We start from the raw sequence: 23804 nt of genomic DNA on the forward strand, positions 1-23804 counted from the left end.
GGTTAGGAAGTGGATTTGTCGGACACCACGTTGGTCGGCGACACGAGGACCGATCCGATTTTGCCCACGGGAGGGGCCGAAACCTCATAGGTGCCGCTCGAAACCGACCCCTCGCGCGCAGGGTCGAGGTCGAGGTCGACCACAACGTCGATGTCGCGCGTGCCATGGGCGGCCACGAGCAAGGAGTCGTCCCAGGCAAGGCAGACCGTGTAGTCGACCCCCTGGTCCTTCAGGGCGGTCACGGTGTTCTGGTAGCGGCTCGCGTCCTCGAGCGTCGCGACCGAAAAGACGCCGACGCGCTTGTCCCCCGCCTTGAGGATGACCCCCTCGCGATAGAAGCCCAAATCGCCCGTATGCAAGGTGATGACGCTCGCATGCTTGGCTTCGTAGGCGGAAGCGAGCGACACCTTCGAAGTCACTTGGTGCGAGGTTTCGGCCTTGTCGTCGAAGGTGGGAGGCACCTTGAGCCCATCGTAGACGAGGACCGTGTAGCCATCGAGCGAGCCGGCGGCTTCGTCGATCGTCGTGGCGGCGGTGTTCCACTTGTGCCCCACGTTAATGTAGACCACGCCGGCGACGAGCACCGATACTACGAGGAGCAGGAAGACGACGAGGGCTATGCGTTCGCGCGATTGTTGGTTCATGCCTGTGCCTTCTTCGGCAGGCCGAGCATGTCGCGCAAGAAGCGGCCCGTATGGCTTTCTGGGCAGGCGGCGACTACTTCGGGCGTGCCCGCGCAGACGACGGTGCCCCCGCGCGCGCCGCCTTCAGGCCCCAAGTCGATGATGTAGTCGGCGCTCTTGATCACGTCGAGGTTGTGCTCGATCACGAGCACCGTGTTGCCCGCGTCGACCAGGCGCTGCAAGACGACGAGCAGCTGGCGCACGTCTTCGAAATGCAAGCCCGTCGTGGGCTCGTCGAGGATGTAGAAGGTCTTGCCCGTTTGCACGCGCTGAAGCTCGCTCGACAGCTTGACGCGCTGGGCTTCGCCGCCGGAAAGCGTGGTGGCCGGCTGGCCCAGACGCACGTAGCCGAGCCCTACGTCGTGGAGGGTCTGCAGCTTGCGCTTGATCGAGGGGATGTTGGAGAAGAATTCGAGGGCTTCGTCGACCGTCATCTCGAGCAGGTCGTACATGTTCTTGCCCCGATAGGTCACCTGAAGGGTTTCGCGATTGTAGCGTTTGCCTCCGCAGACCTCGCAGGGAACGTAGATGTCGGGAAGGAAGTGCATCTCGATCTTCACCTGGCCGTCGCCCTTGCAGGCCTCGCAGCGACCGCCCGACACGTTGAAGCTGAAGCGCCCCGGGTTGTATCCGCGTGCTTTGGCTTCCTGGGTGGAGGCCATGAGCTTGCGGATATCGTCCCAAAGGCCCACGTACGTAGCCGGGTTCGAACGCGGCGTGCGGCCGATGGGGCTCTGGTCGATGTTGACGACCTTGTCGATCTTGTCGACGCCGCGAATCTTCGCGTAGGCGCCGCACCGACGATGGGCATGGTTGACCTTGTTGGCGAGCAGCGGCGCGAGCGTATCGGTCACCAGGGAGCTTTTGCCCGAACCCGACACGCCGGTCACCAGGGTGAGCGTGCCGAGGGGAATGGAAATCGACACGTTCTTCAGGTTGTTCTCACGGGCGCCCGTAAGCGCAAGCGTGCCCTTGCGAGGATGGCGGCGCTTGGCGGGCACCTCGATCTTGCGGCGACCGGTGAGGTAGTCCGCCGTGAGCGAGCCGGTCGCCTGCATGATCTGTGCGGGCGTTCCGGCTGCGACGACCCTGCCGCCGTGCTCGCCAGCCCCGGGACCCATGTCGATCACGTAATCGGCATGGCGGATCGTGTCTTCGTCGTGCTCGACCACGAGCACCGTGTTGCCCAAATCGCGCAAGCGCTCCATCGTCTGGATGAGGCGCTCGTTGTCGCGCTGGTGCAGGCCGATCGACGGCTCGTCGAGGATGTAGAGCACGCCCATGAGGCCGGCGCCGATCTGCGTGGCCAAGCGGATGCGTTGGGCCTCGCCGCCCGACAGGGTGGCCGTGGCGCGCTCGAGCGTAAGATAGTCGAGGCCGACGTCGACAAGGAACTTGAGGCGCGCGCGAATCTCCTTGACGATGGGGTTGGCGATTTGGCCGGCGGCGCCGGTAAACGAGAGGTTCTGGAAGAAGGCGAGAGAATCGGCAGCGCTCATCTCGCAGACGTCGATGATGCTCTTGCCGTTGACGGTGACCGCCAGGATCTCGGGCTTCAGGCGCTTGCCCCCGCAGGTTTTACAGGGGATGACGGCGAAGTACTGGCCGAGCTTTTCCCGCTGACGATCGCTTTTGGCATCCGCCAGACGTGACTGGACCGCCTTGCAGATACCCTCCCATTCGATGTACCAATAGGTTTCGCGACCGTCGACGGTGACGTAGTCGACGCGGACCTTTTCCTTTTTGGGAAGCCCGTAGAGCATGGCCTTCTGCGCCTTGCGGGAGAACGCTTCCCAGGGCGTGTCGGCGTCGTAGCCCAGGTGCTCGGCAACCGCCCGCAAGACCTGCGGATAATAGTTGCCCGTGGTGAAGGGGGCCACGCAGCCCTCGTTCAAGCTGAGCGTTGGATCGGGGATGACCAGATCGGGGTCGACCTCTTCGCGGGCGCCCAAGCCGCCGCAGTCGGGACAGGCGCCGTACGGGGCGTTGAAGCTGAAGTCGCGGGGCTGCAGTTCGTCCATGGAATGGCCGTGTTCGGGACAGGCAAGGGCCAGGCTGAAGGAATGGTCGGTCGCCGCATCCCCCTCGATTGTCTGCACGGTCACCCGGCCCTCGGCAAGGCGCGTGGCGGTTTCGACCGCTTCAGCGATTCGGTCGACGGCGGCGCGCTTGATGACCACGCGGTCGACGACGACTTCGATGGTGTGCTTGAACTTTTTGTCGAGCTTGAGCTCTTGGTCGTCGAGGCGGATGACTTCGCCGTCGACGCGCACGCGGGCGAAGCCCTCGCGGCGAATGTCTTCGAAAAGCTTGACGAACTCGCCCTTGCGGCCCACGACCATAGGCGCGAGCACGAGGGCCTTCACGCCCTCGCCCAAGCCGAGAATCTCGTCGGTGACCTGGTCGGTGGTCTGCTTTTTGATCTCGCGCCCGCATTCGGGGCAATGCGGAACGCCCACGCGCGCATAGAGGAGGCGCAGATAATCGTAGATTTCGGTGGTCGTGCCCACCGTCGAACGCGGGTTGCGGCTCGTCGTCTTCTGGTCGATCGACACTGCCGGCGACAGGCCATCGATGCTGTCGAGGTCGGGCTTGCTCATCTGCCCCAGGAACATGCGGGCGTAGCTCGAAAGGCTTTCCACGTAGCGACGCTGCCCTTCGGCGTAGATCGTGTCGAAGGCAAGGGAGCTCTTGCCCGACCCGGACAGACCGGTGATCACGACGAGCTTGTCGCGAGGAATCGTGACGTCGACGTCTTTCAGGTTGTGCTCGCGCGCGCCCTTGATGATGATGGAATCCTGAGCCATGTGTGTCGCTTTCGAAATAACGCCCCCGTTAGGGAGCGGCATAGGTGCATTCGGTAGTTCATCATAGTCCCCCGCACCTGCAGCGTGCAGAGCAGCCCTGCAATTCGCAAAAATGCCGTTACCCCGCGCGCCCCTATCCGCGGGGGTGAGCTTGCCGGTGCACGCGGGTGAGCCGGTCGGCAGAGAGATGGGTGTAGATCTGCGTGGTCGACAGGCTGCTATGGCCGAGCATTTCCTGGACGCTGCGCAGGTCGGCACCGCCTTCGAGCAGGTCGCTCGCAAAGGTATGGCGCATGTCGTGGGGCGAATACGCCTGCGAGACCCCCGCCTTGGCGAGTGTGGCCTTGAACATTTTACGCATGGCGTCGGTCGACATCCGGTTGCCGCGGGTCGATACGAAGAACTCTGGAACGGGCGGCTTGCCCGCCAGGAAGGCGGGGCGGGCGATATCGGCGTAGGCGCGCATGGCTTCCACGGCGAGTTCGTGAATGGGGATGAGCCGCTGCTTGTCGCCTTTACCCACCACTTTGACCTGAAGGTGGGTAAAATCGACGTCGGCGAGTTTCAGGTTCGACGCTTCGGAAATACGAGCCCCGCACGCGTAGAGGAATTCGAGCAGGGCCTGGTCGCGCAACTGCTCGTTGGTCTGTGTGCGGAGGGAGCCGTCGGGGGCAAGGGGGCCGTTGACCGACAGGATACGGACCATTTCGTCGGGAGAGATGCGGCGCGGAAGGCGCTGGGGCTTCTTGAGCGACTGCATGACCTCGGCGGGGTTGACGGCCGCCTTGCCTTCGACGACGAGCCATCGGTAGCAGGCGCGCAGGGAGCTGAGCCTGCGGTTGACCGTCGCGGGCGCGTACTGGGCGGCCGCCAAGTCAGCAAGGTAGAGGCGCAGGTCGCGATGGCCGGGCGCATAGGGGTCGACCTTCTTGCGGGCGCACCACCGCCCCCAGTCGCGCAGGTCGTTGCCGTAATTGCGCACGGTATGCGCCGAGAAGCGGCGCTGAGCCGTCAGGTCGTCGAGGAAGCGGTCGATATCGGCGGCAAATCGGGTATCGACGGAGCGCCTGCGCGGAGCGGATGGCACCGAGTTCACTCCCCCGCCGCGGCTGCACCGCCGAAGGCGAAGGGGACACCCGACGCTTTGAGCGCCTCGATATAGGCATCGAGCGCCCGCGCCCCGCGTTGGGCGTAGGCGGCGTAGCGCTCGCCCTTGTTCTTCACCCGCACCGGCAAAGGCGGCATGATTCCGAAATTCACATGCATCGGTTGATAGCCGGTAGTCTGCGGATCGGTTGCATACGACCAAAGGGCCCCGTAGGCGGTTTGGCGCGGAAGGGCCGGGGGCGTCGCGCCCGAAAGCTCGGCCGCAACGCCGATCGCCGCCTGCAGGCCCGAGCGGATGGCCTCGCAATAGCCTTCGGTGCCCGACACCTGACCGGCAGCGAAGAGCGGGACCGCATACCCGGATTCCCTGGAGCGGACGAAACGCCCACGGGCGTCGAGGGCACGGGGAGCGTCGACGAAGGTATTGCGGTGCATGACCCCATAGCGAGCGAATTCGGCATGCTCGAGGCCGGGGATCATACGGAAGACGCGCTTTTGTTCGGGGAAAGTCAGGTTGGTTTGGAACCCCACCAGGTTGTAGCTGGTAGCCTCGCGGTTTTCAGCTCTCAGCTGCAAGGCCGCCCAGGGACGATGTCCCGTGCGTGGGTCGACGAGACCCACGGGCTTCAAGGGGCCGAAGCGCGGCGCATCGACGCCTTTGCGGGCGATCTCTTCGATGGGCTGGCAGGCCTGGAAGAGGTCCTTGGTTTCGAAATCGCGGCGAATGACCCGGTCGGCGGCGACCAGCTCGCCGATGAAGCGTTCGTATTCGTCTTTGGAGAAGGGTGCGTTGAGGTAGTCGCCTAAGCCCTCTTCCTCGTAGCGGCTCTGGCGGAAGAGAATCGACTCGTCGAGCGAATCAGCCATCACGATCGGCGCCGCCGCGTCGAAGAAGGCAAGGCTCTGGGAGCCCACGAGTCGCGCCAGGCCTTCCGAAAGCGCAGAGGCGGTGAGGGGGCCGGTTGCGATGACAACGGCCTTGGCCGGCAGCCCGGCCGGCCGCGCCTTTCCCGCTCCGTCGGAGAAGAGGACGTCGCCGTCTTCGAGCACCCCGTCGACGCGACCGCGTACGAGCGCGATGCGCGGATGGGCCTCGACCAGACCGGTAACCCGTTCGGCGAAGGAGGTGCGGTCGACGGCGAGCGCGCCGCCGGCGGGCACCCGGCAGTCGAGCGCGCACCGATAGAGAACGGAGCCGAGCGCGGAGAGCTCATGCTTGAGCATGCCCGCGGCACTCGCTTCTTTGGTGCTCTTCAGAGAATTCGAGCAGACGAGCTCGGCGCAGCAGTCAGAATGATGCACTTCGGTCGAGCACACGGGCCGCATTTCGAAAAGGGTGACGCGAAAACCCGCATCCGCCAGCTGCAAGGCAGCTTCGGATCCCGCAAGGCCCGCGCCGATGATGTTCACATTCGTATCCATGGGCCCAGTCTAGCAGAACGCCCGCGGTCACACCGTGAGCGGGCCGAAGCGTCCATCGGGATAACGGCCGATGAGGCCGGCCTGTTCGAGCTTTGCCAAGCGAAGCTGGACACGAGCGGGCGTGCGGTCGGCCTTCCTCATGCGGGGAAGCACCACGTCCATGATGCGGTCAAGGCGCATGGGCTCGGCGCGCAAGGCCTCGAGCAAGACGTCGCGCGATGACTCGGTCCCACCTAACGCAACGCTTTCCTGCTTCAAAAGGCCAAAAAGGGCGTTCATGGCATCGTCGAAGGTCTCGTCGTCGACGACGGGCGTCGCGCCCTGGTAGAGCAGGCGGTTGGACCCGGCCGAGGTCGCCGACGAAATGGCGCCGGGCACCACGAGCACGTCCCTGTTGGCTTCAAGCGCCTCGTCCGCCGTGGAAAACGTGCCCGAGGGCAAACCCGCCTCGACGATGAGCACGGCCCGTGCGAGCCCCGCGATAAGCCGATTGCGTTGGCGAAAGGTGTAGGGCAGGGCCGGAAAATCCCATTCGTGTTCGGAGACGACCGCTCCCCCGCCTTCGACCACCCGCTGAAAGAGCCCGAAGTTCGACGCGGGATAGACCTGGTCGCAGCCGCCACCCAGAAAGACGACGGTAGGGGCGCCCGCTTCAAGGGCCGCCCGATGGGCCTGGCCGTCGCAGCCGCGCGCGCCACCGGAAATCACGACGATGCCGCGCGCGGCCGCACGGCCGGCAAAACGGCGCGCGCAGGCCAGCCCGTAGGGGGTCGCGTTGCGGGCCCCGATGACCGCAAGCCCCTCGCAGAGGGCGGCGGGATCTCCCACCACGTAGAGACGCTCGGGCGGATGCGGAATGGCGGCGAGCGCCGGGGGAAAGTCCTCAGCGGCAGCATCGATCACCGTGCGCGGACCCGAAAGCAGCGGTCCCTTGTAGGCGCGAAAGCCCATCGCCTTTTGGGCGCCCTGCGCCTCCTCTTTCGTGGGTTCGATCATCTACGCCTCGCTTCCCGTTTGACGCAGGCGCAAGTTGAGCGCCTCGGCCACATCCTCTTCGCCCACCCGGTCGCGCTGGCCCAGATCGGCCACCGTACGGGCCACCCCGAGCACCTTCATGATTCCGCGCCCGCTGAGGTTGAAGGTCTTCCCCATCGCGCGCAGGAGCGCTTCGGCTTCGGCGTTCATCCGGCAGGCTTCAATCATGTCGGGCACCGTGCGCACGGGACGGTGGTCGTAGCGGCGATACCGTTCGAAGGCGAAGGCCCGCGCCGCTTCAACGCCGCGCGCGAGCGTCGCCGAATCGGTGCCGCCCCGGCAATCGAGCACATCGTCGACATCGCTGCGGCCCACGTCGATGCACATATCGATGCGGTCGATAAGGGGCCCGCCGATGCGGTTCTGATACGCGTTGACCTGCGAGGCCGAGCAGGTGCAGGGAATCTTGGGGTCCCCGTGGTAGCCGCAGGGACAGGGATTGCTCGCCGCCACGAGCATGAAGCGGGCCGGCATGACGACGTTGCCCGCCGCCCGGGTGAGGGCGATCTTGCCCGATTCGAGGGGCTGGCGGATTCCCTGCAGCACATGAGGGGAAAACTCCGCCAACTCATCGAGGAAGAGCACCCCGTTGTGGGCAAGCGTGAGCTCGCCGGGACGCACCGGGTTGCCGCCGCCCAAAAGCCCCGCCATCGTAGCCGAATGGTGAGGGGCGCGAAAGGGCCGCATGCCGGCGAGCAGACCTTCCACATCGTCGTCGACGATCGAATGGATGCAGGCGGTCTCGAGCCGTTGGGCGTCGTCGAGCGGAGGCAGAATCGAAGGCAGACGCGACGCGAGCATGGTCTTGCCCGACCCCGGCGGCCCCATCATGAGGATGCCGTGGTTGCCCGCCGCGGCGATCTGCATGGCGCGCTTGGCCACTTCGTGGCCGCCCACATCCCCGTAATCGAGGCGCGCGGACGGCAGAGGGGGCACCGGTCGCGAAGCCATGCGCCCGAATGAGGGAGCGCGCAGGGCCGTCAAGCGGTCGAGGGGATGCACGTCGAGCTCGTCGGCCACATAGGCGCATTCCGCTACCGGGGCGCACACCAGGTCGAGACGGCGTTCGATCGCGCACCGACAATGGGCGAGCATGCCGTGCACGGGCTTGACCTCGCCCTCAAGCGAGAGCTCGCCCACCATGAAGGAGCCCTCGACAAGCTTGGGATCGATCTGACGGGAGGCCGCGAGCAGGGCCGCGGCGATAGGTAGGTCGAAACCCGACCCCGACTTGCGCAGGGACCCCGGGGCCAAGTTGACGACCACCTTGTCGGGCGGCATCTGAAAGCCGCAAAAGCGCAGGGCCGACCGCACGCGCTCACGTGCCTCCTGAATGGAGGCGTCAGGCATCCCCACGATGGAAAAGCCCGGCATACCGTTGGTGATGGCGACTTCCACGGAAACCGGCAGGGCGCGGACGCCGACGATCGTCGCGCTCTGCACGGTGCATTTGCCCGTCACGAGCAGTCCCCGCAATCGCCGGACAGCACGTTGCGATGGAAGCGCAGAAAGGCCCGGTGCTCGCCGGTCACAAGGATCGATATCACATCGAAGGTGACGCAGATGTCGTCGCCGCCCTCGAGAGAGCGCAGATAGAGCTCGGCGATACGCTCGTAGCGATCGCGCTTGGCCACGTCGACCGCTTCGGCGGGAAAGCCCCGCGCTTCGCTCATACGCGTCTTGACCTCGATGAAATGGAGAGTCTCGTCTTCGATGGCGATGATATCGGCCTCTCCTGCCGCACAGACCCAATTCCGCTCGACGATGTCGAAGCCCCGGCGTATGAGGAAGGCGCAGGCGGCTTCCTCCCCCCGCTCCCCCAGGTCCTTGTTGTGGCGCGAGTCGCACCCAGCCTCTTGCGCTTCCCCCGTCGAGGGGTCGTCGGCGCAGGCGGCCGATACCGTCGCGCCCGCCTGCGCGCCCGCACCTTCGGGCACGAGGGCAGCCTGCGCAGGGTGTTCCGTCTCGATGCATGCTGGTTCTTCCATGGCATCCCCTTTCTCGATGGGAGCCACGATACGCACCTCGTCTCGCAAAACGCTATGAGAACGAGCGCGAAAGGCCGCATGGAGGCAGCGCGCATCGGTCGCGCGCCGGTCGCAAAAGCCCCTCCGGCCTACCGCGCCACAGCGGGCCACACAGACGGCGGGCAAGGAAGAGCACGCGCGCCGCAAAAGAGCTAGAACAAGCGGTCCTGGGTAAAGGCCGTGCAGAAGCTCACGCGATGTACCGGGGACAGGCCGCGCTCCTTGATGGCGGCGATATGGTCGGCGGAACCGTAGCCCTTGTTATGGGCGAACCCGTACCCGGGATAGCGCGTGTCGAGCTCGGACATGAGGGCATCGCGCTCGACCTTGGCCACGATCGACGCAGCCGAAATACTCGCGCAGCGGGCATCGCCCTTCACGATGTTGACTTCACGCGGATCGAAATGCAGGGGATTGCCGTCGAGGAGGACGACTTCGGGCACCGTGCCCGCTGCCTCGATTGCGGCGACCGCCTGACCGAAAGCCGCCTTGAGGCAGGCGACGATGCCCTTCTCGTCGATACGGTGGGGTTCGACGTGCACCACCGTCCAGGCGATGGCCGTCTCTTTGATCTGAGCGGCAAGCTCTTCGCGCCGTTCGGGCGAAAGCTGCTTGGAGTCGTTGAGGCCCGCTATGCGCGGCTCGGGCGGCAAGACCACCGCACCCACCGACACGGGGCCCGCAAGGGGGCCGCGGCCCACTTCGTCGAGCCCCACGGCCAGCCTGCCTGCGGCCACTTCATCCTGGAAGGCGTAGAGGCGCGCAAGGCGTTCGGCCTCGGCAGATGCGGCTTCCAAGCGCCTGCGCGTCGACTCAACCGCGCGGCGGACCGTCTTGCGCGTATCGGCCGCAAGCGACCGTTCGAGCACGGCGAACTCTTCTGCGTCAGCCGTGCGCAGACGGTCGACGATTTCCTGGGCGGTATGGAAGTTCTGTTTCACGAGATACCCCTACATGAAAAGAGGCCCGATAGCGGGCCTCTTCTAACAAGCGGAAAACGAATCTTACTTGAAGGACTTTTCCTTGATCTTGGCGGCTTTGCCGACCTTGTCGCGCAGGTAGTAGAGCTTGGCGCGACGGACGTCACCACGGCGCACGACCTCGATATGGTCGATCTTCGGAGAGTGCACCGGGAAGGTACGCTCGACGCCGATGGAGAAGCTGATCTTGCGGACCGTGAAGGTTTCGCGGTTGGTGGAACCGGCACGACGGATGACGTCGCCCTGGAAGACCTGAATACGCTCGCGATTGCCCTCGGTGATGCGGTAGTGCACCTTCACCGTGTCGCCCACGCCAAATTCGGGGATGTCCTGCTTCATTTGCTGCTGTTCGATAGCGCGGATGTAATCCATTGTTCGAATTCCTTCTATATCTAACTCATAACCAAGTGGTCTGGTGAAAGACGCGATTGGACATTATAACGTCCGCACGCCATGGCTGCAAGAGCCCGAATCGAATGCGCAGACAGAGAGCCTGGACGTGGCGTGCTCTTCAGCTTCGACCGAAACGAACCTACAAGAAAAGCAGTATGGCATACACGACGACGCCTGTGACCGCACACCACACGAGCGAGCGGGTTTTCCATGCAACCACCACGACCACCGCCGCAGCCACGAGCGGCATGGCTGCAGGCCAGAATCCGGCGTCGAACATGCCGGGAGCGAAGAGGTCGTTGGCGACCAAGGCAGAAAAGGCCGCCACCGGGATGAGGTTGAGGGCGCGCTGGACGCCCGCCGGCAGCTCGCGCCCCTTGAGGACGAAGATGGGGACGCAGCGACAGACGAGCATGCAGACCAGGCAGATGCCGTAGATGAGGAAGAATTCCTGAAGGGTCATCATGCCCGCCCTCCCTTGGTCGGAGTCCCGCGATGGACGACCCGTCGGCTCGCACGGTCGAAGAGGAGCCCGCAGGCCATGCCGATCACGGCGCCCAGAAGGATGGCGGGGCCTGCAAGGCCTACGCTCTTGCAGGCGAAGACGCCGACCATCGTGGTAAGGACGACCACCACGGCCGTGCGGTCGAAGCGCTGCGACACGAGCAGGCAGATGAAGATCGAGGTCATCGCGAAGGAGGCGATGGCCGTGGGGATGTCGACCACATCGCCGATCAGGGCGCCCACCGCGTTGGCGGCGCCCCAGGTGAACATGCAGAACAGATTGACGAAGGTGGCTTGGGCGGCGGTCCATTCTCCCTGCTGGAACTTGGACAGGTTGACGCCGAAGCTTTCGTCGGTCACCGTTGCCGAAAATAGGAAGGTAAGCCACTTCTTGGTCTTGGCGAAATAGGGAGCGAAACCCGCCGAATAGAGCAGCTGGCGCGTGTTGACGAAGGACACGCTCGCGATGATCGAGGCGATGGGAGAACCCGCGAGCCACATGCCGTCGATCATGAACTGGCCGGCCCCCGAATAGAAGGTCACGCTCACGAGGAAGGCCATAAAGGCGTTGAGACCGATCTGGGACTCCATGATGCCGCAGGGCAGGCCGATAGCCACGTAGCCCGCCATAACGGGCGCCGCGGCGGCGAGCGCTAATTTAACCGAATCGAAACTAGACATGAGGCGCATTATAAGCGCCCGAGCCGAATCGCGCTCTCCTAATTTCCAGAAATTTCCGAACCCGCCTCGCCCACGAAAGAACGCGGAACGAAAAGGCTCTCGTAGAGGTGAATGGCATATCGGTCGGTCATGCCGGCGATGAAATCGGTCACGGCCCGTACGTCGTAGTCGTCGGACAGGGCGCGGTATTCGTCCGGCACCAGATCGACGCGGTCGAGGTAATAGCCGAAGAGGGCCCTGACGACATGATGGGCCTTGCGGACCTCGCCCGCCACCGAAGGGCTGTGGTAGACGCGATCGAAGAGGAAGGCGCGCAACTCCATCATGGCCTCCCACACCGCGGGGCTCATGCGCACGTCGCCCGCCTGTGCCGACACGTGAACGCAATCCTCGACCATGGTCTGAATGCGGGCGGAATGGGTGGACCCGAGCACCGCAAGGGGGCCTGCGGGCAGATCGTCGGCCTGCAGCATGCCCGCGCGGATCGCGTCGTCGATATCGTGGTTGACGTAGGCGATGCGGTCGGAAAGTGCGACGATGCGGCCTTCGAGCGTTTCGGCCTGCTGGTCGCCCGTATGGCAGGCGATGCCGTCGCGCACTTCGGCGGTGAGGTTGAGTCCGCGCCCTTCGTTTTCGATCCGCTCGACCACACGCAGGCTCTGCAGGTTGTGGCGGAAGAGGCGCGGCGGCAAGCCGGCGCCATGCCAGCCGGTCGCACGGGCCAGGCACTCGCACAGGGCGTCTTCGCCCGCATGGCCGAAGGGCGTGTGTCCCAAATCGTGGCCCAAGGCGATCGCTTCGGTGAGGTCTTCGTTGAGTGCAAGGGCGCGGGCGATCGTGCGGGAAATCTGCGCTACTTCCAAAGTGTGGGTGAGACGCGTGCGGTAGTGATCGCCCATCGGCGCGAGGAAGACCTGGGTCTTGTGCGAGAGGCGACGGAAGGCCTTGCAGTGAATGATCTTGTCGCGGTCGCGCTGGTATTCGGTGCGCAGGTCGTCGGGATCGCAGCTATGAGCGCGTCCTTCGGAATCTTCGGAGAGGGCCGCGTCGGGGGAAAGCGCCTCGCGTTCGCGCGCTTCGAGATCTTGCCGGTGTACCACGAACATGGAAACCCCTCCCCCACTCGCCGCTAACGAGCGCGATAGAGCATTTTGGCGCCGACCTCCGACGACCAGATGCCCACCTGCACGAGCCGCACCGTATCGGGCAGCATCCTGTCGAGTTCCCAATAGAGCACGCGGGCAAGATGCTCCATCGTGGGCTCGATACGGTTGAAGGGTGCGACGCGGGCGATTTCGCGCCCGTCGAAGAGCTGCACCGCGCATGAAAGGTCGTACTGCAAGTCCTCGAGCGAGATGATGCGACCCGCACCGTCGAGTTCGAAACCTTCGACCATGGCTTCGACGCTCCACTTCTGCGAAGCCCCGTCATTCACGATTTCAAGCCGGCTTTTCACGGTGAGCTCGTAGGCGCCGCCCTTATGCAGGTAGTCGCCCACCGAGCCTTCGGCCTCTTCGGCATCGGTCGGTACGTCGTCTTCGTTTTGGCGTACGCGGAAGAGGGAGACCTGCTGACCGTCCATGCCCACCAGGTAGTCGCCCACCGGCTCGCGGGCATAGAGGGCGTCGGTCACCAGCTTTTCGGCATCCCTGTTATCGGCCCGTCGCACCAAATCGATCGAAAAGCCCTTCAATCCGGCAATCATCTTTTCGGCCCGATGATAGAGGGGCTTCAAATCGGATGTGCGTACCTTGAGCGACCCGCGCAGTTGGGCAACGAGCAGCTGGGAGTCGGTGTAGACTTCCACCGCGCTCGCGTGGGCGGCCGAAGCGTTGCGCAGGCCCCAGATGAGAGCCGTGTATTCGGCGATGTTGTTGGTGGCATCGCCAAGGTACCATCCGCCGTTGGCGAGCACGTTGCCGGCATCGTCGCAGAGGATGAACCCGCAGCCGGCAGGCCCCGGGTTGCCGCGCGACGCGCCGCTGACGAGGAGAACGGTATCCATTATTCGACGATCAACATCCTATGGCAGTTGGGGCATTCGGAAAGGGGGGCCTCGGCCTTGATCTGCAGGAGCCGGTTGGCCTCGATCGCGTTGCGGCAGACGGCGCAATGGTCGTCTTCCAAGGTGGCCAGGGCCACACCGCCGCAACGGGCAAGCGTCTTCTCGTACATGCGCAGAAGGGCGGCCGGCACATGGGCGGCCATGTCCCCGCGCTTGGCTTCGGCGTCCTGCGCCGTCTTCACCAGGTCGTCGGCTTGGGCATGGTAATCACGGAGGAGCTGGGCCTCTTTGTCGGCGATGGCCGACAAGGCCTTTTCCGCCTCGTTGATGGCATGGGTGATTTCAGCGAGGCGCTTTTCGACCTTTTCAAGCTCGAAGGCGAGCGATTCGCGGCGCTTGGCCATGCCTTCGAGGTCGCGCGTGAGCGACGTTACCGAACGGTAGTCGTCTTTGAGCTCCTCGATGCGCTCCTGAGTCGTTGCCTGCTTGCGCACGAGCGTATCGTCTTCTTCGTGCAGGCGCATCTGCTGGGCTTCGGCGCGCCTGAGCAAGGTGGCGATCTGGTCGCGCTTTTCGGTGATGCCGTCTTTCTGAGCGTGGAGCTTTTCGATCAGCGCCGGCTGGGGAAGCTTCTTCAGCTCAAGCTGCGCGCGCAGTCGCGTTCGGTCGATGTCCTGCAGCGCGATGAGCGCTTGGATTTGTTCGGGTGTTGCCTGCATGTCTACCTCCGAATGGCCTCTGGTACCGTCCAGTTCGAACGCTGGTCGAGAATATGGATATCGCCGTCGCCGATGCCGATCGATTCGATTTCCTTGGCAAGTATCGCACATAACGGCAGCTCGCTCACGTCATGTCCGAGCTCGATGATGCATACCCCGGCTTGGGAAGCATCGAGGGCAGCATGATAGCGCACTTCGCCGCACACAAGGCAGGAGACGCCCCGTTGAGCGCAGAGCGGCAAAAGGTCGGATGCCGACCCCGTGGCCGTGACCACGCGGTCGAGCACGCGGTCCATGTCGCCCCAGACACGCGGCGGGCGGCCGAACAGGGAAAGGCAGCGAGCCGCAAGCTGGCGCAGGGTGAGCGCCTCTCCTGCCCCGAACGCGCACACCTGCCCGTAGCCCTTGCCGCTCGCGGGTCGCGCGACGTCGAGAATGGATTCAAACGACAAGCCCAACATGCCGGGGAGCATGCGGGCGGCCGGCGCGCTTACGTCGAGGGCGGTGTGGAAGTTCATGAGAGCCACCCCGCGGCGGACGGCTTCGAAGACCACGGCCCCGGGACCGGTTATCCCCGTTTCGATCGGCCCGAAGGCCACGGGCGCGTCGAGGAAGGCCGGATGGTGGGTAACGAGCACGTTTGCCCCCGCTCCGGCGGCAGCGCGCACGGCCGCAACCGTGGGGTCGAGGGCCACGGCCACGCCGCGCACCCCCGCACTCGCATCGCCCACGAGCAGACCCGTGCGGTCCCACGATTCGGCGTCGGCGGCGGGAAAGCGCTCGAGCAGGGCCCGCTCGAGCGCGCCCACCGTCCACACACGCCCGCCCTTGGTGCTCATCTCGCCCGCGGGGATGCGGGCTATGCCCTTCGCTGCGCCTTCCGCAACGCCTTCCTCTTCATCAGCCATATTCGATCGCCCCTTGCGCATAACCGTCTCTGCCGATACGAATGGGACCCTAGCCCCAGTTGACGACGCGGTCGAACGCAGCCAGAACGCCGCGCACGTCGTCTTCTGTGGTATACCGCCCAATCGAAATGCGCAAGCTGCACAGGGCCAGATCGCGCGGGATGCCGATGCGGGTGAGCACGCGACTGGGCTCGAGCGAATGCGAGCTGCAGGCCGACCCGCCCGAAAGGGCCACGCCCTCGCGGTCGAAGCGCAGGATCATCGTCTCGCTTTCGAGCCCGCGCACGCAGACGTTGGCGATGTTGGGCAAAAAGTCGACGGAGCCTTGAGCGCAGGGCACGCTCTGCACCACGCCCTCGTGCGCCAGAAGCCCGCGGTAGAGCTCGTCGCGCAGGGCGCGCTGGCGCGACGCTTCCGCCAGAATCGCTTCAGGCGTGCCGCACGCAGCCTTGGCTGCGGCCGCGAATCCCACCATACCGGGTACGTTCTGGGTCCCGCTGCGGAAGCCCGATTCCTGGCCGCCCCCGCGCAGGAAGGGCACGCAGGGGGTTCCCTTCTTCAGATAGAGGGCGCCGATGCCCTTGGGGCCGCAGATCTTATGACCCGAAACGCTCAAGGCGTCAACCCCCAGATCCCGCACGTTCACGGGAATCTTGCCGAAGGCCTGCACGGCGTCGGTGTGCATGAAGGCGCCCGCCTCGTGGGCTCCCTGCGCGATTTCGGCGACCGGTTCGATCGTGCCCACCTCGTTGTTGGCGAGCATAACCGACACGAGCACCGTGTTGGGCTGCAGGGCGTCTCGCACCTTCTGCGGGTCTATGTAGCCGTTGGCATCGGGGTCGATGAAGGTCACCTGGGCCCCGTAGGCAGGAAGGGCGTGAGCGGGCTGGATGATCGCGTCATGTTCGATTGACGTGGTGATCAGATGAGGCACGAAATCGGGGTTGCCCTTGCGGCGCTCGGCACCGACCGCCGACATGATGCCCCAAACGGCCGTGTTGTCGGATTCGGTCGCCCCGCTCGTGAAAAAGAGCTCGTCGGGACGGGCTCCAATCGTGCGAGCGACCTCGTCGCGCGCCGCTTCCATGGCGGCGAAGGCCGCACGGCCTTCGGAATGAAGGGAATTGGCGTTGGCGTTCACCGCGATGTTGCCGGCTCCCCCCTGTTGGAAGGGGGCCATAGCGGCCGCAGCCTCGGTGCAAAGCGGCGCGGTGGCCGCCCAGTCGGCGTATATCCTGTTATCCACGAATTGCCTCGTTTCGGATTGGTTGGTATCGGTTAGCGTTGGGCGGCCGTAGCGGACGCGCGGATGGCGGCAACAGCGGCGGCGCGGTCGGGCGCCTTGAAGACGCCGTTGCCGGCAACGAGCACGTCGGCGCCGGCGCGGGCGACCAGGCCGGCCGTGGTTTCGTTGATGCCCCCGTCGACCTGAATAAGGGGCGCGCACCCGGCCGCACGGGCCAAGGCGGCCACCTGCCCCACGCGCTCGACGCTTTCGGGAATGAAGGCCTGACCCGAAAAGCCCGGGAAGACGCTCATCACGAGCACCATGTCCCACGAAGCGATAAGAGGTTCGAGCACCGACGTGGGCGTATCGGGCTTCAGGGCGATACCGGCGAGCGCGCCGGCGCCGTGGATCAGCTCGAGGCAGCGGGCAGCGTCGTCGTAGGGGTGCGCCGGGTCGAAGGATTCCCAGTGGACGGTGACCATATGGGGTGCAGCTTCGAGGTACCAGGGCAGCTGGTCGATGGGATTGGAAATCATCAAATGCACGTCGAGGGGCGCCTTGGCCGCGCGCGCGAGCTGGGCTTCCACGGGCACGCCGATCGTGAGGTTGGGGACGAAATGGCCGTCCATAACGTCGACGTGCAGCCAGTCGGCGCCGGCCGCTTCGACATCGGCCACCTCGGAAGCAAGATTGAGAAAATCGGCGGACAAGATGGAAGGTGAAATCTTCACAGGTTCGAACACAGAGCGCCCTTTCGCTGAAACGTGTGCGTTTCACTCGATTGTAGCGCAGGCCCCGCCCCTATCGGCGCGCTCCCTCCAGTTCCAAAAGGAATTCCTTGCGCGCGGTCCCGAAGGCGTATCCGCCCAGGCGACCGTTGGCCCCCACCACCCGATGGCAGGGCACGAAGACAGCGAGCGGGTTAGCGTTGCAGGCCGACCCCACGGCCCGCGAAGCCCCCGGATGACCCGACGAAGCGGCCACTTCCCCGTAGGTGCGCGTCTGCCCGTAGGGGATGTTGGCGATAGCCGCCCACACGTCTTCCTGAAAGGGCGTGCCGTGGGCGGAAAGGGGCACGTCGAACACCTGGCGGCGGCCAGCCAGGTACTGCTGCACTTGGGTGGCGGCCCGGTTGGTGAGCGCGGTGGGCACGCAGGCCCCTTCGAACGCCACGCGCCCAAAGGCGAAGCCCGTGAGGGCGCGCCCGTCTGAGGCGAGCGTGAAGGGGCCCGCCGGGGAGGCATAGGAAAAGTAGGTATGCCCCGTCGCCTTAGTCAAGGCCGTAGAACTCGCTGGTAAGCGGCCTCTCGAGCAGAAGGCCGCGCGCGTCGTTCATGTCGAGGCCCTCCCACACGATGTCGCGCACCACGCGGGTGATGGGCATGTCGACCCCGGCGCGCTTGGCCAAGGGCAGGAGCGTTTGACAGGCAAGCGCGCCCTCGACGACCATGTGGGTCTGCTCGCGGAATTCGTCGAGCGTGCCCCCGCGGGCCACGAGCTCGCCGAAGCGACGGTTGCGGGAATGCTGGGACATGCAGGTGGCGATGAGGTCGCCCGTGCCGGCGAGCCCCATGCAGGTAAGGGCTTCCCCGCCAAGGGCGCTCACCAAGCGGCTGATTTCGGCCAAACCGCGCGTCATGAGCACGGCAGCCGTGTTCTCTTCGTAGCCCAACCCGTAGGAAATACCCACGGCGATGGCGACCACGTTCTTGGCGGCGGCGCACACCTCGACGCCCGTGACGTCGGTGGATGTGTAGGCGCGGAAGTTCTCGTTGGAAAAGATGCCCTGCAGGAAATCGGCGTTGTCCGCAGACGAGGAGGCGACGACCGTGGCGGAAGGCGCCCCCTTGATCACCTCTTCGGCGTGGTTGGGGCCCGAAAGCACGGCCAGACGGTCGGCATTGCCCATTTCCTGCTCGAAGACCTGCACGGGCAAGAGGCCGCTCGTAGGCTCGGCACCCTTGCTGCAGATCACGATGGGCAGATCGGCCGGGGCGTATTCGGCCAGAGCCCGCGCCACCCCGCGCAAGAGGTTGGACGGGGTCACCACGGCGACGGCGTCGGCATTGAGCAGGCAGTCTTCGTAGCCAACCGTGGCCACGATGTTGTGCGAGAGCTCGACATCGGAAAAGTAGCGCGGGTTCACGTGGTCGCAGTTGATCGAGCTCACCACTTCGGGCTTGCGGGCCCAGATGTTGACGTTGACCCCATGGGTGCCGAGCATGTGGGCAATCGCGGTGCCCCACGAGCCTGCCCCGATAATCCCTACTTTCATGAGACCCCTTTCGGCCCTAAGCCTGTGATTTCCCGTGCGACGATCCGATGCGGCGCTCGGTGCCCGCACGCAGGCGTCCGATGTTGGCGCGATGCGCCCAGATGACCACGCCCGCCATGAGCGAGCAGATGACCACGGCCACCCAGTCGCCCCAAAAGACCCAGAGGGCCATGAAGGGGCAGAGCACGGCCGCGGCGACGGACCCGGCCGACACGTACTTGGAAGCCGCAACGACCGCAGCGAAGAGGGCGAGTTCGATAAGGGCCGCGATGGGCCCGAAGGTCACGAACATGGCGCCTACGCACACCGCGATGCCTTTGCCGCCCTTGAAGCCCAGCCAAGGGCTGAAGATATGCCCCAGCCCCGCGCCCAAAAAGGCCAGGCAAAGGCCGTCCGCGCAGGTGAGAGCGCCGTCCGCCCTTGCGACGGCTGCCATGATCGCAAGCGCGATCAGGCCCGACAAGACGCCCTTGGCGAAGTCGAGTAGAAAGACCGCGTAGCCGCCCTTCTTGCCCAGGGCCCGAATGGCGTTGGTCGTTCCGATGTTGCCCGACCCCACCGACCGGATGTCGGTGTGGTAGAAGACCTTTCCGACGATGACCCCGTTGGGGATCGATCCAAGCAAAAAGGAGAGGACGAAGATGGCCGCCGCGATGGGAAGAGAAATCATGCCAGCCTATTCCTTACGCTTGAATTTGATGCGGATGGGCGTGCCCGTGAAGTCGAACGTCTTGCGCAAACGGTTTTCCAGGTAGCGTTCGTAGTTGTCGTTGACGAGGTCGGGATCGTTGGCGAAGAAGGTGAACTGGGGCGGGCAATCGCCGGTCTGGGTGGCGAACTTCAACTTGAGCACGCGCTTGCCGCTGGTGACCGTGTGGCCGAACTCGCGGATGTCGGCGAGCCAGGTGTTGAGCTTGCTCGTGGAAACGTGCTTGCCGTAGTTTTCGAAGGCCGTGTCAATCGCGCCCCAGATGCGCTGGGTGTTCTTGCCGGTGAGGGCCGACACCGCCACGACGGGGGCGAACTTGACGAATTGGAGTTTTTCGGCCACGCGATCGCGCACGCGCTCCTTGGCTTCGGCCCCTTCGACGATATCCCACTTGTTCAGGACGATCACCATGGCGCAGCCGCGCTCGAGAGCGAAGCCCGCCACGCGTTGGTCCTGGTCGGTGAGGCCCAAGGTGCCGTCAACCACGAGCAGGACGACGTCGGCGCGATCGATCGCGCGCATCGAGCGCACGAACCCGTAGTACTCGACGTCCTGGTCGATTTGACTCTTGCGGCGCAGACCCGCGGTGTCGACCAAGCGGTAGGCCTTGCCGTCGTGATAGGCCATCGTGTCGATCGCGTCGCGCGTGGTGCCGGCCACATCGCTCACGATGGACCGGTCGTTTTTGGACAGCATGTTGGTGAGCGAGGACTTGCCGGCGTTGGGGCGGCCGATGATGGCCACGTTGATGGCCTCTTCTTCCACTTCTTCGCGCGCCGGTATCGTGCGCAGCACATCGACGAGAGCGTCGAGCAAGTCGCCCGTCCCCGTACCGTGGATGGCCGACACCGGATAGGGGTCGCCCAAGCCGAGCTTGTAGAACTCCCAGACGTTTTCCTCGCGCTGGGGATTGTCGATCTTGTTGACCACCAAGATCACCGGCACATCGCTGCGGCGCAGGATGCGAGCGACCTCTTCGTCGTCGGCGTTGATGCCGGTTTGACCATCGACCAGGAAGAGGATCACGTCGCATTCGCGCGTGGCCGTGAAGGCCTGGTTGCGGATGGAGGTCTGGAAGGCGTCTTCGTCGCCCATTTCGATACCGCCCGTATCGATGAGGGTGAAATGCTCACCGTTCCAATCGGCTTCGTGATACGAACGGTCGCGCGTGACACCGCGCATCGCATGCACAATCGCCTCGTTGCTTTGGACGATACGGTTGACGAACGTGGATTTGCCCACGTTCGGACGGCCCACGACCGCTACTAAATGAGTGCCCATGTCTGTCCTTTCGGGTTGGGGCGCTACGCTGCGCCGGAACGCAGGTCGCGGCAGTGCGCGACGATCTGCGGAAGATAGCTTGATGCATCACAGGATACCACGTGCATCGGAAAGCCCGCGGAAGCCTCCATCTCGTCGAAGGTGGCCCCGTCGAGGGTGACCCCGTCGGCGTTGAAGACCACTTCGGGCACGGCGGCGAAGGCGTAGGGCGTTCCTGCAGCCGCTGCCCGCTGGGCTTCCTCATGCACGGCGGGCGCCATGTCGCAGGCGCACAAGAGCCCCGTGACATCGACGTTGCCCCCGAAGTAGTCGTTCTTCACATAGAGCGGCACCACCCGCCCGGCAAGCGGGCTCGCTTCGAGAAGCGGAGTGAGGAACTCCTTCTGGGCGCAACCGGCCACCAGCATAACGCGCGCGTCCATGGCCTCGAGCTGGCGGGCAAGGGCAGGCTGGTCGCCCACGCAGGACTGCCAGTCGTCGACGAAGGACCGGACGATGCCGATCCCGTCTTCGAAAAGCTCGAAATCGCCGTAGAAAGCGGTGGGCGGCAGGTGGTCGAGCAGGTCGTGGGGATGCGCGTTGCGGTAGAACTCGTCGGACGCGAAGACCCAGGCATTGCCCCGCTCTTCCATGGCCCGACGCTGGAAGGGCTCGATGCAGTCGATGACCGCCTGCGACTGTGCGGGCGCGTTGAAGCTGTGCTCGAAGGTGGTCTGGTGCTCGGTGTAACCCAAGGGCACGATGCCCACCGACAGAATCCCCGGGTGCCCCCAAGCCCATTGGAGCGTGCGCTGCAGCTCGTTGCCGTCGTTGATGCCCGGCATGAGGACGATCTGCGCATGAAGCTCGATGCCCTGCGCGAGCAGGTGCTTTGCCGCATCGATCCCGTGCTGAGCGTGCTTGCCGATCACGCGCCGCCGCAGTTCGGGCGTGACGCAGTGCATCGACCAGCGCAAGGGCGAGATATGCTGCTCGACGATACGGTCTTCGTCGTCTTTGGAAAGGTTGGTGAAGGTGACGAAGGTGCCCTGCAGGAAGCTCAAACGATAATCGTCGTCGCGCAGGGTGAGCGAGTCGCGCGCGTCGTCGGGCAGCTGGCGCATGAAGCAGAAGGTGCAGGCGTTACGGCACAGGATGAGGTCGTCGAAAATCGCCTTGGTGAAGTTGAAGCCCCACTGCTCCCCATCGTCGCGTTCGAGGGCGACCGCGCCCTCGTCGCCGTCGGTGTCGATATAGGTGACTTCGATCTCGTAGCCGTCGGTGTACCAGCGCCAGTCGATCACATCGCGCAGGGGATGGCCGTCAACCGCGATGACCTGGCACCCGGGCGTGAAGCCCGCGTCGTCGGCGGGCGATTCGGGATCGACCGATTCGATGACGGCGGCGCCGTAGGCCTGCATGGCTAAGACCGCTCCCCGTTGCGAATCGCGTCGACTACCGCGTCGATCTGCTCTTCGGGCGTGGAGGCGCCGGCCGTCACTCCCACTCTCTGCATGCCCGCGAAAGCATGTGCGGGCAGGTCGTCGAGGGTTTCGATATGATAGGCCACCGGCGCGATGCCGGCGCAGATCTCGTAGAGACGGGTCGTGTTCGACGAGTTCTTGCCGCCCACCACGACCATGGCGTCGACGCGGGCGGCCAGATCGGCCGCCGCCCCCTGGCGCGAGGTGGTGGCGTTGCAGATGGTGTCGGCGATTTCGGGCTCGATGCCGCGCGCACGCAGGGCGCTCACCACATCGTCGAGTTTTTCACGGCGCTGGGTGGTCTGCACGACGATCCCCACCGGCTCGTCGATCGTATCGGGAAGGTCGGCGGCGCAGGCGGCCACGATCACGCGCCCACCCGCCTCTTCGGCCCACGCGCGCAGGCCCTCGACTTCGGGATGACTCTCCTCCCCCACTACGATGACCGTGCGGCCTTCTAGGGCCAGGTCGCGCGCTGCCCGCTGGGCGCGCAGGACATGGGGGCAGGTGGCATCGACCACGTCGACGCCCAGGGCGTCGACCTCGCTGCGCACGTGGGGCGTCACGCCGTGGCTGCGGATGACCACGCTTTCGGCCGTGACGTCGGACGGCTCGTGCGCCACCGTGACGCCCGAGGATTCCAACTCCTGCACGACCTGGGGGTTATGGATGAGGGGGCCCAACGTCTGGGCGGTCTTGCCGCTTTCGGCTGCCTTGCGCGCCAAATCGAGCGCGCGCTGGACGCCGTAACAGGATCCGGCGCAATCGGCCTTCACTACCTCGAGCATGTGCTAGTCCTCTCGCGGGATAGGATGTTCCTTGAAGGTGGCACTATAGTCCTTGGCGTCGGGGAACAAGGTTGCCATATCAACTTGGTCGGCGGGAATACGCAGTTTCATCGCAAACGATTCGCGCATCACGTACCACATGCAGCCGTCGAGCCGCTCTTCCTTGGGAAGGAAGTCGAACGACGAGACAGAAATCGGCGCCCCGTAGTAGACGTTGACCTTGGGGAAATGGATGCGCCAATCGCCTTTCACCTTGACCTTGTTCGACCCGTCGATGGCCATGGGAATGATGGGCGCCTTGCCCATGCGGGCGATGAGAGCCGCCCCGCCGTGGATTTCGGGGGTGCGGTCGGTCTTGCCGCGACGGGTGCCTTCGGGAAAGATGCCCACCAGCTGGCCCGACTTGAGCATCCGCGCAGCGCGCTTGATCGAGGTGCGGTCGGCCGAATCGCGCGCCACGGGAAAGCCGCCGCACCGAGCGAGAATCTGCGAGGCGAGCTTGTTTTTGAACAGGGTGTCGCGAGCCATGATGCGGGCCCACTGCTGGGGCCGCACGCAGCAGTACATGAAGGGGATGTCCAAATAGGAACTGTGATTGCAGGCGATGACGGCCCCGCGCTTGTTGGCGAAGGCGCGCACGTGCTCGCGGCCGTGCACCGAATAGCGGGTGACCACCTTGCAGAGGAAGGCCACCAGAACCCACAGGATGTTGCCCAGCCAATGGGGTATCTGCGGAATCGAGCCATCCCCGCCCAGGGCGCGGTCGAACATCTGCTCGGGCGTGAGCAT

The 23804-nt window shown here is 64.9% G+C and carries 24 protein-coding genes; all 24 read right to left on the minus strand.

The annotated features are described in order from the left end of the window. Positions 1 to 2: 2 nt before the first annotated feature. The 24 genes from BN3270_RS06710 to BN3270_RS06825 all read right to left on the minus strand — a co-directional run bounded on the left by BN3270_RS06710 (position 3) and on the right by BN3270_RS06825 (position 23804). On the minus strand, positions 3 to 644 hold the full coding sequence (locus BN3270_RS06710) for a hypothetical protein (RefSeq protein WP_058986363.1): 642 nt from the start codon (positions 642 to 644) through the stop codon (positions 3 to 5). After that, on the minus strand, positions 641 to 3490 hold the full coding sequence (gene uvrA, locus BN3270_RS06715) for an excinuclease ABC subunit UvrA (RefSeq protein ID WP_058986364.1): 2850 nt from the start codon (positions 3488 to 3490) through the stop codon (positions 641 to 643). Before uvrA ends, BN3270_RS06710 begins: the two co-directional genes overlap by 4 nt. Before the next feature lie 133 nt (positions 3491 to 3623). Next, positions 3624 to 4577, minus strand: a complete 954-nt coding sequence (locus BN3270_RS06720; protein WP_058986829.1) for a tyrosine recombinase XerC — start codon at positions 4575 to 4577, stop codon at positions 3624 to 3626. A gap of 5 nt (positions 4578 to 4582) precedes the next feature. Beyond that, the gene (gene trmFO / locus BN3270_RS06725; protein WP_271711948.1) at positions 4583 to 6007 is read right to left on the minus strand and encodes a methylenetetrahydrofolate--tRNA-(uracil(54)-C(5))-methyltransferase (FADH(2)-oxidizing) TrmFO; all 1425 of its coding nucleotides are present in this window, start codon (positions 6005 to 6007) and stop codon (positions 4583 to 4585) included. 39 nt (positions 6008 to 6046) lie between these two features. After that, on the minus strand, positions 6047 to 7015 hold the full coding sequence (gene dprA, locus BN3270_RS06730; protein WP_082673407.1) for a DNA-processing protein DprA: 969 nt from the start codon (positions 7013 to 7015) through the stop codon (positions 6047 to 6049). Then, on the minus strand, positions 7016 to 8515 hold the full coding sequence (locus BN3270_RS06735) for a YifB family Mg chelatase-like AAA ATPase (protein WP_271711949.1): 1500 nt from the start codon (positions 8513 to 8515) through the stop codon (positions 7016 to 7018). After that, positions 8512 to 9042, minus strand: a complete 531-nt coding sequence (locus BN3270_RS06740) for a YraN family protein (RefSeq protein WP_082673408.1) — start codon at positions 9040 to 9042, stop codon at positions 8512 to 8514. Before BN3270_RS06740 ends, BN3270_RS06735 begins: the two co-directional genes overlap by 4 nt. Positions 9043 to 9233: 191 nt before the next feature. Beyond that, positions 9234 to 10022 (minus strand): ribonuclease HII, encoded by a 789-nt coding sequence (locus BN3270_RS06745; protein ID WP_058986366.1) that lies wholly within the window; start codon positions 10020 to 10022, stop codon positions 9234 to 9236. Between the two features lie 63 nt (positions 10023 to 10085). Then, positions 10086 to 10433, minus strand: coding sequence for a 50S ribosomal protein L19 (rplS, locus tag BN3270_RS06750; RefSeq protein ID WP_058986367.1), 348 nt, complete (start codon positions 10431 to 10433; stop codon positions 10086 to 10088). A 160-nt stretch (positions 10434 to 10593) separates the two neighbouring features. Then, complete coding sequence (locus BN3270_RS06755; protein WP_334258422.1) at positions 10594 to 10920, minus strand: AzlD domain-containing protein; 327 nt, start codon at positions 10918 to 10920, stop codon at positions 10594 to 10596. Then, positions 10917 to 11639: an AzlC family ABC transporter permease gene (locus tag BN3270_RS06760; protein ID WP_058986834.1), complete on the minus strand. Its 723-nt coding sequence runs from the start codon at positions 11637 to 11639 to the stop codon at positions 10917 to 10919. The genes BN3270_RS06755 and BN3270_RS06760 overlap by 4 nt, the downstream gene beginning before the upstream one ends. 38 nt (positions 11640 to 11677) lie before the next feature. Next, on the minus strand, positions 11678 to 12745 hold the full coding sequence (locus BN3270_RS06765) for a deoxyguanosinetriphosphate triphosphohydrolase (protein ID WP_058986368.1): 1068 nt from the start codon (positions 12743 to 12745) through the stop codon (positions 11678 to 11680). Positions 12746 to 12768: 23 nt separating this feature from the next. Beyond that, positions 12769 to 13644: a reverse transcriptase-like protein gene (locus tag BN3270_RS06770; protein ID WP_058986369.1), complete on the minus strand. Its 876-nt coding sequence runs from the start codon at positions 13642 to 13644 to the stop codon at positions 12769 to 12771. Next, positions 13644 to 14363, minus strand: coding sequence for a zinc ribbon domain-containing protein (locus BN3270_RS06775; RefSeq protein WP_058986370.1), 720 nt, complete (start codon positions 14361 to 14363; stop codon positions 13644 to 13646). The genes BN3270_RS06770 and BN3270_RS06775 overlap by 1 nt, the downstream gene beginning before the upstream one ends. 2 nt (positions 14364 to 14365) lie before the next feature. Next, positions 14366 to 15271 (minus strand): Nif3-like dinuclear metal center hexameric protein, encoded by a 906-nt coding sequence (locus tag BN3270_RS06780; protein WP_058986371.1) that lies wholly within the window; start codon positions 15269 to 15271, stop codon positions 14366 to 14368. A 49-nt stretch (positions 15272 to 15320) separates the two neighbouring features. Beyond that, positions 15321 to 16517 (minus strand): cysteine desulfurase family protein, encoded by a 1197-nt coding sequence (locus BN3270_RS06785; protein WP_058986372.1) that lies wholly within the window; start codon positions 16515 to 16517, stop codon positions 15321 to 15323. Positions 16518 to 16549: 32 nt separating this feature from the next. Further along, a complete protein-coding gene (gene rpe, locus BN3270_RS06790; RefSeq protein WP_058986373.1) occupies positions 16550 to 17242 on the minus strand; it encodes a ribulose-phosphate 3-epimerase in 693 nt (230 codons plus the stop codon). 58 nt (positions 17243 to 17300) lie between these two features. Next, a complete protein-coding gene (locus BN3270_RS06795; protein ID WP_058986374.1) occupies positions 17301 to 17777 on the minus strand; it encodes a methylated-DNA--[protein]-cysteine S-methyltransferase in 477 nt (158 codons plus the stop codon). Then, positions 17770 to 18774 carry an NAD(P)H-dependent glycerol-3-phosphate dehydrogenase gene (locus BN3270_RS06800; RefSeq protein ID WP_058986375.1) on the minus strand — a complete coding sequence of 335 codons (1005 nt, stop codon included), beginning with the start codon at positions 18772 to 18774 and terminating at the stop codon, positions 17770 to 17772. The genes BN3270_RS06795 and BN3270_RS06800 overlap by 8 nt, the downstream gene beginning before the upstream one ends. A gap of 16 nt (positions 18775 to 18790) precedes the next feature. Then, entirely contained in the window at positions 18791 to 19444 is a 654-nt protein-coding gene (gene plsY / locus BN3270_RS06805) for a glycerol-3-phosphate 1-O-acyltransferase PlsY (protein WP_058986376.1), read from the minus strand. 6 nt (positions 19445 to 19450) lie between these two features. Beyond that, entirely contained in the window at positions 19451 to 20764 is a 1314-nt protein-coding gene (gene der, locus BN3270_RS06810) for a ribosome biogenesis GTPase Der (protein ID WP_058986377.1), read from the minus strand. Positions 20765 to 20787: 23 nt separating this feature from the next. Beyond that, positions 20788 to 22164 carry a DUF512 domain-containing protein gene (locus BN3270_RS06815; RefSeq protein ID WP_058986378.1) on the minus strand — a complete coding sequence of 459 codons (1377 nt, stop codon included), beginning with the start codon at positions 22162 to 22164 and terminating at the stop codon, positions 20788 to 20790. A 2-nt stretch (positions 22165 to 22166) separates the two neighbouring features. Further along, entirely contained in the window at positions 22167 to 23015 is an 849-nt protein-coding gene (gene ispH / locus BN3270_RS06820; RefSeq protein WP_058986379.1) for a 4-hydroxy-3-methylbut-2-enyl diphosphate reductase, read from the minus strand. A 3-nt stretch (positions 23016 to 23018) separates the two neighbouring features. Next, the gene (locus tag BN3270_RS06825; protein ID WP_082673409.1) at positions 23019 to 23804 is read right to left on the minus strand and encodes a lysophospholipid acyltransferase family protein; all 786 of its coding nucleotides are present in this window, start codon (positions 23802 to 23804) and stop codon (positions 23019 to 23021) included.

The sequence above is a fragment of the Hugonella massiliensis genome, assembly GCA_001486445.1.
Taxonomy (GTDB): domain Bacteria; phylum Actinomycetota; class Coriobacteriia; order Coriobacteriales; family Eggerthellaceae; genus Hugonella; species Hugonella massiliensis.